Source organism: Candidatus Methylomirabilota bacterium (assembly GCA_028870115.1).
In the GTDB taxonomy this organism is placed as follows: Bacteria; Methylomirabilota; Methylomirabilia; order Methylomirabilales; family Methylomirabilaceae; genus Methylomirabilis.
Genome location: JAGWQH010000065.1, coordinates 20,686 through 34,991 on the forward strand (window position 1 = coordinate 20,686; position 14,306 = coordinate 34,991).

The following is a 14,306-nucleotide window of genomic DNA, read 5'->3' on the forward strand; positions in this document are numbered from 1 at the left end:
CACGTCCACCACTACAGTCCAGTGTAAATCGCTTCAAATTGGGACAGCGTCGTCCGGTCGATCTCCTTCCGGAAAGGAAGGGGAGTTGCGCGTACAGTCGACCGGCGAAGCGGACCTGTTGTTGGGGCAGGTCTCCTCCTGGTTCCTCGCGTGAATCGCCCGGAACTACAACGGTGACAGCCGAGTGTCGGCAAGTATGAACCGTCTGACAAGGAGGAGAGGCGTGAAACCGCGTTGTTCGAGATGGAGGGCGTGGGGATGGGCCTGTGGCCTCGCGCTAATAGTTAGCAGTATGGTGCTGATCTTTCCGACCAAGAGCTGGGCCATCCCGGCGTTTGCCCGGATGTATGGCCTCCAGTGCAGTACGTGTCACAGCGCGTACCCGGCGCTGAACGACCAAGGGGAAGAGTTCCGGCTGTCGGGCTACCGGCGATTTTCGAGGGGAGAGGTCGTTCCAATCACTCCCGGGTTGAAGATCGGAGAGCGTCTGGAACTGCCCCCGGTGTTCCCCGCCTCCGTCTCCGTCTCGTTCGGGCACAACTATAGGGGGATCACCAACCACCATGGGGACGGGAGCAAGAATGCCAGCACAGACCCCGAGTTCCGGAAGAATGACACCAGCTTCGATGTGAACGGAATGGATATTCACATCGGCGCGCCGATGGGACCCCACCTGTCGGCCTTCGTCTCCTTTCCGATAGCGGGGACGGATCGCCGCGAGTTCTTCAAAAGCGACATCAGAACGAAGGGGCTCAATTCCGATTTGGGCGGACCCGCTGTCCCAGACTTGGCCTACCTTGGAGTGTTCGATATCTTTGTCAAAGACCTCCTGAATGTGAAGGGCGGCAACTATCCGTTGCCGTTGGCCTTTTCTCCAGACTCTAACCGTCTTACGTTCTTTCCTTACATGGTCTACGAGGCGCACGCGTTGGACATCTTCACCGCCCAACCGTTTGAGAAGTTTCGCCAGGTCGGGACGGTCGATCCGGGCGCGCTGGAAGAGAGAGAGTTCGGCCTCGGCGACTCTCAGATTGGCCTTCAAGTCTTTGGGCGGGTCACCCCAGCGATCCATAAGATCGCCGGTCTGTACGTCGATTACAACGTCGGGCTGGTCAACGGAAGCAATGTCAACCCCGACAACAACAAGACCAAGGACACTTTTGTCCGCCTGGCAGTCACCTACCCGCCGATGGAACATCTCAGTCTGAGGCTGGGAGGCTTCGGCTATTACAGCGGCAATACCTTGGATAGTCGGACCACAATTCCAGGCACTGGGGACCCAACAACAGGTGCTAATGGAGTCCATTATGGAAATCGGCTGTGGCGGGTTGGGCCGGACATCAGCCTGACGCTGAGTGACCCGATCTATATCAAGCTGTTCTCGCAGGTCCTTTTCGGCCGGGACAACAACCTCACCGGCTTTGGGAAGGCGGCGACCTGGTGGGGAGGGTTCGTACAGGCGGAGGCCAAGCCGCTCGGTGATGGCGCATGGCCCATAATCGGTTACATCCGCTACGACTGGATCAACGCCGATCGGTACAACGACAGCGGCGTGACGATCACCGACCGCTTCGGGAATACAGCCACTGGAATCGTCGGGCCAGTCCACCCGAGGCTCTGGGATACTGTCGTCGGGATGCAGTATTACGTCTACCAGAATCTTAAGGTGACCGCCGAGTATCGCCACGGTGAAAAGCGCTTGAGGCCGGGTACCAGTAGCAATAGTACCGGTACTGAGGACGTCCTGCCGGCCAATCAGCTCGCCAAGACCGTTGAGGACGCGGTGATGACCGGATTCCAGGTCGCGTTCTGAGGTTGAAGAGTAGGCTGCACAGGAGGTCAAGGGTGTGGCCATGAGCTTTTTTCGCGGGAGGGAGTGATGAATGCACCAAGGGTTGTACGTGTCGCAGCCGTGTGCCTTATCGTGCTTATGCTGATAGGCTCGCGTAGTGTCAGCGCCCAGGAAGGGGATCCGAATGCAGGCAAGGCAGCGTACCACCAGCTCTGCGTCGAGTGTCACGGGATGAGTGGAAAAGGCGATGGCCGGGTTGCGTTCGGCATGTTTCCGAAGCCGCGCAACCTGACCACCGGCTTGTTCAAGATCCGATCGACCCTGACGCTTCCCACAGACCAGGATCTATTCCAGACGATCAGCCGGGGCATTCCCGGCACAGCAATGCCGAGTTGGGCGAATCTGAGCGAGGCAACACGGCGGGATCTGGTGGCCTTCGTGAAGACGCTATCTCCGGAATTTCACGAGGCTGCGCCCGCCCCCGCCGGCGTTTCTGCGGAGACCCCCCAGATGCCGGAACTCCGCTCCTTAGGGAAGTTCTTCTCCGACGGGAAGAAACTGTTCCAGGACGCGGGCTGCGTCAAGTGCCACGGGTTGGCGGGCCAGGGCGATGGCCCGAAGGCGAACACCCTCAAGGACGATTGGGGGTACCGGACCTTTCCCCCCCGGCCGTTCAGCATCGGGCGCTTGAAACGGGGGAGCACGGTGGCGGATATCCATGAGATTCTGTTCAATGGGATGGGCGGGACGCCGATGCCCTCTTTTACCGACTCGCTCTCGGATGAGGAGATATGGGAGGTAGCCTTTTACGTCTGGACCCTTGCCAGATAGCGCTGGGACGGGCGTGTTGACGGAGAGCAAACATTCAGGGAGTAGCCAAAACGGAATGGAGATCAGGAATACCGTTGCTAAAGTCCTATGGGAGAGAGTGCGTCGCACTGCGCTTTTGGGAGCTGTCATTGTGGGCCTGGTGAGTTGCACCGCCCTGCCCGAGGGATCGCTCGACCCCATGGTCCCCGCCCTTGGTCTGCCTTCGAAAGAGGAGGCGACGGTCGCTCAGCCACGGGGCGAACCTTGGGCGCCAGCAGGGACCGCAACGCGCGTGCCTTCCGAGCTAAGCCGGCAGTTCCAGCCGCGTGGGGAGCCGCCGGCCAGCACGCAGTGGATCGGCCAGTATGGCGACAACCGCGGTCAGGGCGAGATCGCCTTCACGCTCACACGCGATGGCAGCGCCCTTGCCGGCATATGGCGACTGCGAACCGGGGGCTCCGGCACAATGGCCGGGACCATTGAACCGGGCGGCCGGTCCTTCGTTTTTACGCTACAGGGAAGTAACCATGAGTGTCCTGGTGCCCTCGCCGGCCGCGGTGAGTATCTGCCGGACGCGATCCGTGGAGCGTACACCGGCAGCGACTGCGTCGGGACCATCACGGGGGGGTCGCTGGAGTTGAGGCGGCAGTAAGGTACCACCCTAACCAGACGTAAAGGAGGCGATGCTCTATGTACAGGATGCGCGAACTGATTGCAGCGACCATGGTAGCGGGGTTTTGCTTTGGGACCGCAGCTTCTGCCTCGGCTTATGAGGGCGGCGAGGTGAAAGACGGCGGGACGATCACCGGCACGATCAGATTTGCCGGGACTCCACCAGCGAGGAAGGAACTGGATCTCCAACTGACCGATGAAGAAGACAAGGAGGTCTGCGGGAAGGAGAAGCACCTGAGCTGGGATCTCGTTGTTGGTCCTCAGCAAGGCATTGAAAATGCCGTGGTGAGATTGATCGATGTGAACAAAGGGAAGAGCTGGGCGATCACGGACGCAACAATAGATCAGAAAGGGTGTAACTATAAGCCCCATGTCGTCGTGCTTCCCGCGGGTGGCAGGCTGCATATCCTGAACAGTGATGGGATTCTCCACAACATTCACACCCGTAGCAAAGTTAACCCCACGTTCAACAAGGCCCAGCCGAAATTCAAGAAGGAGCTGATCACGACGTTGGCGAAAGCGGAGCTTTTTAAGGTGACCTGTGATGCCCACAATTTTATGCTGGGCTGGCTCGTTGTCTCCGACCAGCCGTACGTGGCTGTCACCAACGACAAGGGTGAGTTCACCCTCGGCGATGTTCCACCGGGAAAGTACAAGCTCGCGGTCTGGCAGGAGACGCTCGGCGAGAAGGTGCAGGACGTCACCGTCGAGCCGAAGCAGGAGACCAAGCTCACGATCGAACTGGCGAAGCAGTAGACGCTACCACATTAAGGGACTGTTTACTCTTGTCCAAAAAATGCTCGTATAGGAGGTATTCCGTGGGTAAAACGATTCAATGGTTGACCAGCATAAGTTTTGTTATCGCAATCGTTTTGGTAGCACCCAAGGTTTTCAATATTGCAGAAGCTGCGACCACGGTCACCTTTGAGGTCACGGATAACCCAGGCAATTGGTTCGACTGCACGGGTAGCCCGGGTTGCGTTCCTGAATCCATTGCAGGCACGGGGGAGAAATCACTCGCTCTGCTTAGTCAGGGAGACACGGTCAAGTTCAAATCACACGGCCAAGCCAATACCCTGCACACAGCCGTCAGTTTAATCTGGCCAACGGGAGCAGCGGCTATGCCGTTTGATGCCGATCTTACCGTTCCGTCTGACTTCCTCCATCCTGTTGAATTCTCGGTCACCCTGACGACGCCCGGATTGTATGTATTTTACTGCGACATCCACCCGTACATGTTTGCGGCGGTGATCGTCGACGACCCTTCAACCTCCGGACTGGATCTGGGAAAGACGATCGATCTGATCAACGGCATTACGGGCCTCCCGACAGCTTCAGACCTCGCCTTACGGTTGGTACGAACGTTCTTTATCGCCACCAATCCCTCGAACTGGCAATTCTACAGTAAGACGACTTCAGTGTCGTGGAATCCGACGTATCCTCCCGTGGGCGTGCTTGTCTTCGATAAGGACGGTAATCCAGTCTCAGTATCGGATCTCAATGCAGCTTTACACGGTTACTTTCATGAACCCAAGACCCTGGCCCAGGCCATCCCTCCATCCACGGCGGGTGTTGGGGAAGTCTGGGTAGACGCCCAATTCGAAAAGACAGCGAACAAATCAAAGCCTGGAACCGCAACCGCCGTTGACGCGACCAGTTGGCAAGTGACACGGAAAGTGGCCTTGCCATCGATCAATATGAACAACCCGCACAACATGTGGACCGATCGACACCAGACGCTCATCTACCAGACCCAATGGTTCGACAATAAATTGACAGTATTTGACAGGCAGACAGGACAGATGGTGCGCAACATGGTTGTCGGGCAGGCGCCCGCGCATGTGATGACGCGGGTCAATACGGATCAGGTCCATGTGAGCCTGAACGGTGAAGATGCTGTGCTTGAACTTGCGCCGTTGGCCACCTATATCCAACGAAGAATTCCCATGCAGGGACCTGGAGAGGCCCCGACCCATCCACACGGCCACTGGATGAGCGCTGATGGCAATCTCATGGTGACCCCTAACGCAGATACCGACGATTCGACCCTGTACAACTTTCCACAAAGGCGGATTGAAGCCAAATCCCACACGGGGGCCTTTCCGATCGCGACGGGAATGATGCCGGACTCGAGCAAATACTATGTGTCAAACTTTCTCGACAGCACCCTCAGCGTGCTGAACATAAACCTGCCCGGAAAGGCACCTGGGGAGAAGATCAAGGACATCAATCTCCTTGCCAATTATAATCCTATCACCGGACCAATCGGAGGCCCGGTCGGCGCACTGCCGATTCAGACGCCGGTCAGCCCAGATGGGAAATATCTGCTCAACGCGAATACGCTGACCGCAAACATCATCATTGTGGACACGGCTACCGATACGGTTGTCGCGAGTCTGCCGTGTGATGCGGGGTGTCATGGGATCCAGTTTGGCGCAAAGCAAGGCGGGGGGTATTACGCCTATGTAGCGAGTAAATTCTCGAATGAGCTGATCGTCGTCGACCCCGATCCGAACAACGATGGGAATCCATCGGACGCAAAAATTGTCGGACGGGTACTGTTGACCACCGACAATGCCTCGGCAGGATTCAAGATGGATGATACTGCCGTAACGGACTACGCCGGAATGGGAGGGCAGGGGGTGCTTCCGATCCCGGTCGTGTACAACGGCTGGGTTCAGAATCTCCCCCACGAATGGAAGGTGAAGCTGACCAAAGAGCAGCAAGACCCACAATGACGATCGAGGAGAGGAAAGATCATTCACGAGAGGCCATTGAGATGAAGATCCAGTACGATCCCTCCCTCCTGGATGAGGTAGTGCTCAGGGAGATCAGGCAGCGAGAGGACAAGGGCGACTTCCGGCCCCTGAAGGCGTATCATGCCTTCGTTGATCCAATCTACGAACAAAAACTGCTTCCTTCTGCCCGAGAGGCGGAGTTTGAGAAGGTTCACAGGAAGTTCTTTATCGATTTTGGTTTTGAAAAGATGATTGTGGATTCGCTGTTGCAGTTTCCGGAGCTCGAGGCGATCGAAGAGGTCTTTGTGAAAAAGGCGATGAGGGATCGTGAGGAGTGGGCCGATCTGGGTCTGAGCCAAAAGCGAATCGGGATCCGGATCCGTCAAGTGCACTTCGAAGACACCCAGGATCTTCTTCGGTACCTTCGCCACGAGTTCCGACATGTGGCCGATATGGTGGATGAATCCTTCGGCCATCCCCGTGGCGAAGAGGGATTTCCTGCTGGCAGCTCGCCCTCTGAGATCGCCCTTTTGAGAGATCGGTATAACACGATCTGGGACATTTACGTGGACGGGAGGCTCAGCAGACAGGGCAAAGAGACGATCGTAGATCAGGAGGGACATTTTAGGCTGCTTGAGGCATTTTACCGCGGTGTCCCTCTTTTGCAGTTGAGCGCGGCTTTCGAAGCCCTCTGGGGGGTTGAAAGATTGACCCATGCCGAGATCCTGGAGATGGCGAAGGATCCTGGGAAGGTTTTGGAAAGAGGCGAGACGGGGTGGCAATCCCAGGGGAAACAACGAAGCGCCTTTTTCCCCGGCTCTCTTTGCCCCCTCTGCCGCTTTCCGACATTCCATTGGGCCGATGATCTCGACAAGCTGCCCAAGGAAGCCCTGGAATCCCTGAAGAAAGATTTCCCCACGTGGGAGTACGAGGAAGGGGCCTGCAATCGGTGTATTGAGACCTATAGAGTGGAGGCGGGTACATGGTAGGGGAGAATCTAACCAGAAGGGACTTATTTAAACTCTTTGCGGCGGGAAAAAAAGGGCTGAAGGGTGTTCCACGGTCTCCTGATGTGATCGAGGAGGGTTTTTTTCAAACCCTTTACGAGTGCGACGGTTGTGCCAAGGTCGCCATTGCCAGGCTTGCCCAAGACGAGCGGTCTCCAACACAATGCCCAATACACGGGCAGTCAGGTCTCATGAAGAACTAAGGAGGGAAGGACAATGGAGTTCACAAGAAGGAAGTTCTTAGGAGTGACGGCGGCGGGGGCGGGGCTGCTCCTCGCCGAGAAGGCCTTTGCCTTTAAAACGCTCCAGCCGTCCGTCGAGGTTGGAAACCCCCTGGGTACCTATCCTACTCGAGGCTGGGAGAAGATCTATCATGATCAATACCGCTTTGACCAGAGCTACACCTTCATCTGTGCTCCGAACGACACCCATATGTGCCGGGTCAGGGCCTTTCTGAGAAATGGGGTGGTCATGCGGTTGGAGCAGAACTACGACCATCAAAAGATTAAAGATATTTACGGCAATCAGGCCACCTCGGCCTGGAACCCGAGGATGTGCCTGAAGGGCTACACCGTCCATCGGCGGGTGTATGGTCCCTATCGGGCCAAGTACCCCATGATCCGGAAGGGCTGGAAGCAGTGGGCCGATGACGGATTTCCCTCATTAAGCGGTCATCCTGAGCTTCGGAAGAAGTACAAGCACGACGATCGCGGAAACGACGAGTTCATCCGGCTCTCCTGGGATGAGGCGACCACGTATGTGGCCAAGGGGCTGATCGCCATTGCCAAGACCTATAGTGGTGAGGAAGGGAAGCGTCGTCTCCTGGAGGATGGCTATGCTCCCGAGATGCTGGAGCACTGGGAGGAGTCGGGGATGACCACCGTTAAGATGGGCGCCTCTCTCCCCATCCATGGGGTCATGGGGAAGTTTGGCATCTTCCGGTTTAATAATATGCTGGCCCTGCTCGATGCCCATGTTCGGGGTGTGGGGCCGGATAAGGCGGTAGGTTCCAAGTCGTGGTCGGAGTACACCTGGCGTGGGGATCAGGCCCCAGGGGGACCTTTTATTCATGGGCTTCAAACCTCCGACATTGATCTGAATGATCTTCGATTTTCGAAGCTCTCCATCCAGGTGGGAAAGAACCTGATTGAGCAGAAGATGCCGGAGGCCCACTGGCTGACCGAGGTCATGGAGCGGGGCGGAAAGATCGTGACGATCGCCCCTGAATATAATCCTCCCGCCACAAAGTCCGACTACTGGATCCCGGTCCGTGCCGGTCTCTCCGACACCACGATCTTTCTGTACATTGCCAAGTATCTCATCGAGAGCAAGAAGTACGACGCGAAGTTTATCAAGGAATTTACCAATCTGCCGTTCCTGATCCGGACTGACAACCTCCAGCAGTTGCGTGCTCATGAGGTCTTCCCGAACTACAAGCTCGGCCTCCTCCAGGACGGTGTGAGCTTTGCCGTCCATGGGCTGAAGTGGGAGCAGTATGAAAAGGTGGGCGACTTCGTGGTGTATGACTTAAAAAGCAAGAGTTTCAAGCCGATTACCCGTGAGGACGTGGGAAAGAAGCTCTCAGAGAAAGGGATTGACCCGGCCCTGGAGTTTAAGGGAAAGGTCAAGCTGATAGATGGCAAAGAGGTGGAGGTGATGACCGTCATGGAAGGATACAAGATCCACCTCCGGGACTACGATCTGGATACCGTCAGCGATATCTGCGGGGGCGCCCCAAAAGAGTTGATTCAGCGTCTAGCCGAGGATGTCGCCACCATCAAGCCGATCTCCATCCACCATGGGGAGGGGATCAATCATTATTTCAATGCGACCGAGCATAACCGTGCCTGCTTTCTGATTCTCATGCTGACCGGGAACCTCGGCATCCCCGGCGCGGGCGTGCACACCTGGTCCGGGAACTACAAGGGGGCCTTAATCCATGGCTCGATGTGGTCCGGCCCTGGGGTGGCCGCATGGATCAAGGAGGACCCCTTCAATCAGATTGCCTGGGATGATCCGAAATACAACGATCTGGGGACGTGGCGAAAGGAGATCCGAAAGCATATCAAGAATTACTCCGAGGGGGAGGAGACCGCTTACTATGGCCACGGCGATAAGCCGCTGATTGTGAAGACCCCCAAGCACGAGCGGAAGGTCTTCACGGGCCACAGCCATATGCCCACCCCGACCAAGGCGATGTGGACCTGCAACACCAACCACCTGGCGAACGTGACGAAGTGGCATTACAACATCATCAAGAATCTCCTGTATCCGAAGATTGATATGTACGTGGACTGCCAGATTGAGTGGACGGGCTCGGCGGAGCATTGCGATATCCAGTTGCCGGCCAACTCCTGGCTGGAGTTCGAGACACTGGAGGTGGGCGCTTCCTGCTCGAACCCGTTCCTCCAGATCTGGGGGAAGGGAGGCGTCGGATCCGGGATCGGCACGACCGTTGGCAGTTTTGCGAATGCGGGCGGCGGGGGAGGAAAGGCGGGTGAGGGTCGCACCGGCCAGGGGATAAAACCCCTCCATGATACCAAGGACGATGCGGTCATCTTCGCCTTGGTGGCCGAGAAGCTGAGTCAACTCACCGGGGACCCTCGCTTCAAAAGCTGCTGGAAACATGTCTTAGAGGGCAAGACGGAGGTGTACATCCAGCGGGTCCTGGAGGTCTGCTGCACCACCTCTACGCCCGAGAAGTCCTATAAGGTAGAAGACCTCGTCGCCGGTAAATATGGCGAGCCTGGAGCGGCCCTGATGCTCTTCAGGAGCTACCCGAGGGTCTCCTTCCTGGAGCAGATCGTCGATAGCTGGCCCGTGTATACACCGACCGGAAGGTTTCAGTGCTACAACGACGAGCCGGAGGTGATCGAATACGGGGAGAACTTCATCGTCCATCGGGAGGCGGTGGAGGCGACGCCGTATCTCCCTAACGTAATCGTCTCCACGAACCCCCTGGTCCGTCCAGAGGACTACGGCATCCCCTTAGATGCTATGAAGCCTGAAATGCGAACGATCCGAAACGTGAAGATGCCGTGGAAGCAGGTAAAACTGACCAAGAATCCCCTGTGGGAGAAGGGATACAAGTTTTACTGCGTGACTCCGAAGAGCCGCCATACGGTCCACTCCTCCTGGGCTGTGGTCGACTGGAACTGGATCTGGAGCACCAACTTTGGCGACCCGTACCGGATGGATAAGCGGGCCCCGGGTGTGGGGGACTGGCAGCTCCATATGAACCCTCAGGCGGCCAAAGACCTGGGGATTAACGACGGCGACTGGGTCTATATGGATGCCAACCCGGCCGATCGTCCATATGAAGGCTGGAAGCCGAATGATCCCTTCTACAAGGTGGCCCGGTCCATGCTGCGGGTGAAGTACAACCCGGCGTACCCCTATCATTTCACGATGACCAAACACTCCAGTTGGATGGCTACCGACCGCACCGTCAAGGCGCATGAGACGAGGCCGGATGGTCGGGCCCTCGCCTCCACAGGATATCAGTCGAACTGGCGGTACGGCTCCCATCAGAGCGTGACCCGAAGCTTCCTCATGCCGATGCACCAGTTGGACACCCTGCTTCACAAGAAGACAACCAACATGATCTTCGTCTGGGGATTCGATGAGGACAACCACGCGGTCAACACCGTTCCGAAGGAGACGCTGATCAGGATCACCAAGGCCGAGAATGGAGGTCTGGATAACAGGCATCCCTGGGAGCCGACCTGGACAGGGTTTGCTCCGAAGAATGAAAGCGACTTCACGAGCCGGCTTCTCAAGGGAGCGCTCATTAAGATGAAAGCCTAAGGAGAGTCGAATGGCCGAAAAAGAGTTCGAGGCGGATGATCCGATGGAATTGGTCGGGGTAGCGCTCCCCGGAGGGAATCTTGAGGAGATGATGGAGTGCCTGGTGGAGGAGTATATCCGGGACGGCTGGGACGATGAGAGTCTGCTCCACCTCTTCCGTGATCCCTTCTACCGGGGGACCCATCAGATTTATCATGAAAAGGGGGAGGAGTACGTCCTGGCCATCATCTCCCGACTGAGGGAGAAGTGGGGGTATTGGAATGGAAAAGACATCTCTCTACGGCTTCGGGCCGATGAGGTTAAAAAACAGATTTTGACACCCGAGAAGGAGACATACCATGGCGTGGAATGAGGTGTATAACTGGCAGCTCGGAAGGAAGATGGCCTATCCCTACCCGGAGGCCCATCCCAAGTGGCAGTTCGCCTTCGTCTTCAACACCAACCGGTGTATCGCCTGTCAGACCTGCACGATGGCCTGCAAATCCACCTGGACCTTCTCAAAGGGACAGGAGTACATGTGGTGGAACAACGTGGAGACGAAACCCTATGGTGGCTATCCCCAGTTCTGGGATATGAAGATCCTTCAGCTTCTCGATGAGGCCCATAACCGGGAGGGGAGGGAAGCGGTCTGGGATGCCTCCAAGAAGGACGGAAGCAAACGCCCCTACGGGGCCTACGAGGGGATGACGATCTTCGAGGCCGCAAAGAAGCGGTATGGGCCGGAGGGGGGTGTCCGGGCCCTCGGATACATCCCGAAAGACGAGGAGTGGCGCTTTCCCAACATCTATGAAGACACGGCAACCACGCCTCATGAAGGGGTGCCAGAGAAGTGGTATGGTCCGGATGCCTCGTCAGTGCTTCCCGAGCACAAGACCTGGTTTTTCTATCTCCAGCGGCTTTGCAACCACTGCACCTACCCGGCCTGTCTCGCGGCTTGTCCGAGAAAGGCGATCTACAAAAGACCGGAAGATGGGATCGTCTTGATTGATCAGGAGCGGTGCCGGGGCTATCGAAAATGTGTTGAGGCCTGCCCCTATAAGAAGCCGATGTTTCGGGGAACGACAAGGGTTTCGGAAAAATGCATTGCCTGCTATCCCCGAATCGAGGGAAAGGATCCTCACATCACCCCCGATGGCGTTCCTATTGAGACCCGGTGCATGTCGGCCTGTGTCGGGAGGATCCGTATCCAGGGCCTGGTCCGCATTGATGAGAAGACCGGAGATTGGGCGGAGGACCACTATAACCCGATCTACTACCTGGTCAAGGTGGCAAAGGTCGGCCTTCCCCTGTATCCCCAGTTCGGGACCGAGCCGAATGGCTACTACATCCCTCCACGGTGGGCGCCCCGGCCCTACCTACGACAGATGTTCGGTCCTGGGGTAGATGAGGCGATTGAGAGGTATGTGGCCCCTGACCGGGAGCTGCTGGCAGTGCTCCAGCTCGTCCGCGCCAGTCAGGAGATCATCTTCCGGTATGAGATCAAGGAAGGTCCGAAGGTCTTCGAGACGATCCATCCCGTAACCGGCAAGAAATGGGAGATGTATAACGACACGGTGATCGGCTACGACAAGAATGATAGGGAGATTATCCGGCAGACGGTGGAGGAGCCGAAGTATATCCGGCCCAATGTCCACTTTAACTCTATTTAGGAGACCAAGATGAATCAGGGAGAGACCGTCAATCGCGCGCTGGCCAGGAGCTATCTTTACCACCTCTCCTCGCTCCTTTTCCTCTATCCTGAGGAGACGGTTCTGTCCAGCTTAGGCTGGGAGGAAGCCGGGGAGGCCGTGGCTCTCTTGGGCAGCCCCGATGGCTTGAAGGAGACCCTTGAATCCCTGAAGGGCTCTCTCAAGCCGGCGGATGCGATGAGATCGGACTTCTCGAAGATCTTTGGTTACACGCTGCAGTGCGACTGTCCCCCCTACGAGACCCTTTATGGCAGTGGTGGGTATGCGGGTGCCAACACGCAGCTTGCAGGCGCTCAGGTCTTCGAGCAGTCCCAGACCTTAGGCGACATTGCCGGCTTCTATCGAGCCTTCGGCTTGGAGGTTTCGAACCAGATAAAGGAGCGGCTGGACTATATCTCCATCGAGCTGGAGTTCATGTCGTTTTTGGCCTATAAGGAGGCCTATGCCGTGATTTCAGATGGAGAGGAGGAAGAGAAAGCGGAAAGAGTCGAGATCTGTCGGGATGCCCAGCGGAAGTTCTTGCAGGATCACTTAGGCCGATGGGCACTGTTTTTCACCGATCGTCTTGAGGAGAAGGCGACGAATGGCTTTTACCTCTGGCTGGCCCGGCTGACCGGGAAGTTTCTGGCGTTTGAGATCAAGGCCATTGAGACGCAGCCTGTGCAGGTCGAAGGGCTGGCACCGATTGTGCCTGAGACGGAAGGCTTGTGTGAGACGTGTGTAACAAAAGATGCCTGCCTTTCAGATACAGGAGCATTAGCATGGGAAGCAACACAATCCGTATTCTAGGATAGGGGTATCCACTTGACTCCAGTCGTGGTGGCGGTCCGAAAGGAGGTCAGATTCAGATGATCAAAGGGATTGTACAGTACGCGTTCCTGGCAGTCGGACTTGGAATCCTCCTGGCCAACCCCGCTTGGGCTGCGGAGAAGGCAAAGCCCGTCAGCCTTACCGTCCGCGTAGTCGATGCGGTCTGCCTGCTGCCGAGCGGACTCAAAGGGGAGTCGCACCGGGAGTGTGCCATTGGGTGTGACCAGGCCGGGATCCGGATGTACCTTTTGGATGAGAAGGCCAACGTGATGTACGCGGCAATGGCTGACGCCCCGTTCAAGGATCCCAATAGCCTGCTCCGTGAGCACCTGGAGCGGGTGGTGATGGTCAAAGGGAACCTCTATACCGGCCCTGGCGGCCTAAAGGTCGTGGAGGTGAAAGAGGTCCAGCCGATGTACTAAGGGGTTCATGGGTAGTAGACGTTTTTACATGTGGCCTATGCACTTGACTCCGTGACCTCTACAGGTTGTGTTGAGTCTGGTGCCACCACCCCAGAGCGCTGCACTACCTTGAGTCAAGTGCATAGGTTATTACCTATGGTAGCTGCCTCCTTGACTGCGAAACAGTACGTGTGGGTATGTGAGCCGAAGAAGGAGTAAGCCGGGTGCAACAGCGTACCGAATACTCCCCGATGTTTTTTGACCTGTTGAGCAGACCGCTTCGCAGTGTGCGCCTGTCGGTGACCGATCGGTGCAACCTGCGCTGCCAATACTGCATGCCTGAGGAAGAGTACGTCTGGCTGCCACGCAAGGAGATCCTGACGTTGGAGGAAGCGAGCGGCTTGGTGGATATCTTCGCCGAGCTTGGCGTCACCAAGATTCGCCTGACGGGGGGCGAGCCGCTCGTCCGCAGAGACCTTGCGGCTCTGGTCAGAATGATTGCGCGCAACCCGCGGATCGAGGATCTTGCCATCACCACAAACGGAGTTCTTTTGGCGGAGGCCGCGCAGGCGCTGTATGAC

Annotated in this window: 13 protein-coding genes; all 13 read left to right on the forward strand. The window is 57.0% G+C overall.

Going from position 1 to position 14,306, the window contains the following annotated elements; genetic code table 11:
* Nucleotides 1-292: 292 nt before the first annotated feature.
* The gene (locus KGL31_07405; protein ID MDE2321728.1) at nucleotides 293-1,813 is read left to right on the forward strand and encodes a hypothetical protein; all 1,521 of its coding nucleotides are present in this window, start codon (nucleotides 293-295) and stop codon (nucleotides 1,811-1,813) included.
* 66 nt (nucleotides 1,814-1,879) lie between these two features.
* Nucleotides 1,880-2,623, forward strand: coding sequence for a c-type cytochrome (locus KGL31_07410; protein ID MDE2321729.1), 744 nt, complete (start codon nucleotides 1,880-1,882; stop codon nucleotides 2,621-2,623).
* A gap of 97 nt (nucleotides 2,624-2,720) precedes the next feature.
* Complete coding sequence (locus KGL31_07415; GenBank protein MDE2321730.1) at nucleotides 2,721-3,254, forward strand: hypothetical protein; 534 nt, start codon at nucleotides 2,721-2,723, stop codon at nucleotides 3,252-3,254.
* A 38-nt stretch (nucleotides 3,255-3,292) separates the two neighbouring features.
* Nucleotides 3,293-4,030, forward strand: a complete 738-nt coding sequence (locus tag KGL31_07420; protein MDE2321731.1) for a carboxypeptidase regulatory-like domain-containing protein — start codon at nucleotides 3,293-3,295, stop codon at nucleotides 4,028-4,030.
* 83 nt (nucleotides 4,031-4,113) lie between these two features.
* A complete protein-coding gene (locus tag KGL31_07425; protein MDE2321732.1) occupies nucleotides 4,114-6,012 on the forward strand; it encodes a copper oxidase in 1,899 nt (632 codons plus the stop codon).
* On the forward strand, nucleotides 6,009-7,001 hold the full coding sequence (locus KGL31_07430; protein ID MDE2321733.1) for a hypothetical protein: 993 nt from the start codon (nucleotides 6,009-6,011) through the stop codon (nucleotides 6,999-7,001). The genes KGL31_07425 and KGL31_07430 overlap by 4 nt, the downstream gene beginning before the upstream one ends.
* Nucleotides 6,995-7,222, forward strand: coding sequence for a hypothetical protein (locus KGL31_07435; protein MDE2321734.1), 228 nt, complete (start codon nucleotides 6,995-6,997; stop codon nucleotides 7,220-7,222). Before KGL31_07430 ends, KGL31_07435 begins: the two co-directional genes overlap by 7 nt.
* Before the next feature lie 13 nt (nucleotides 7,223-7,235).
* The gene (locus KGL31_07440) at nucleotides 7,236-10,826 is read left to right on the forward strand and encodes a molybdopterin-dependent oxidoreductase (GenBank protein ID MDE2321735.1); all 3,591 of its coding nucleotides are present in this window, start codon (nucleotides 7,236-7,238) and stop codon (nucleotides 10,824-10,826) included.
* Nucleotides 10,827-10,836: 10 nt separating this feature from the next.
* Complete coding sequence (locus KGL31_07445) at nucleotides 10,837-11,178, forward strand: hypothetical protein (protein MDE2321736.1); 342 nt, start codon at nucleotides 10,837-10,839, stop codon at nucleotides 11,176-11,178.
* Between the two features lie 28 nt (nucleotides 11,179-11,206).
* Complete coding sequence (locus tag KGL31_07450; GenBank protein ID MDE2321737.1) at nucleotides 11,207-12,475, forward strand: 4Fe-4S dicluster domain-containing protein; 1,269 nt, start codon at nucleotides 11,207-11,209, stop codon at nucleotides 12,473-12,475.
* Nucleotides 12,476-12,484: 9 nt separating this feature from the next.
* Nucleotides 12,485-13,303, forward strand: a complete 819-nt coding sequence (locus tag KGL31_07455) for a molecular chaperone TorD family protein (GenBank protein ID MDE2321738.1) — start codon at nucleotides 12,485-12,487, stop codon at nucleotides 13,301-13,303.
* 59 nt (nucleotides 13,304-13,362) lie between these two features.
* Nucleotides 13,363-13,746: a hypothetical protein gene (locus tag KGL31_07460; protein MDE2321739.1), complete on the forward strand. Its 384-nt coding sequence runs from the start codon at nucleotides 13,363-13,365 to the stop codon at nucleotides 13,744-13,746.
* Between the two features lie 230 nt (nucleotides 13,747-13,976).
* Nucleotides 13,977-14,306 (forward strand): radical SAM protein (locus tag KGL31_07465; protein MDE2321740.1); only part of this gene is annotated, 330 nt, incomplete at its 3' end.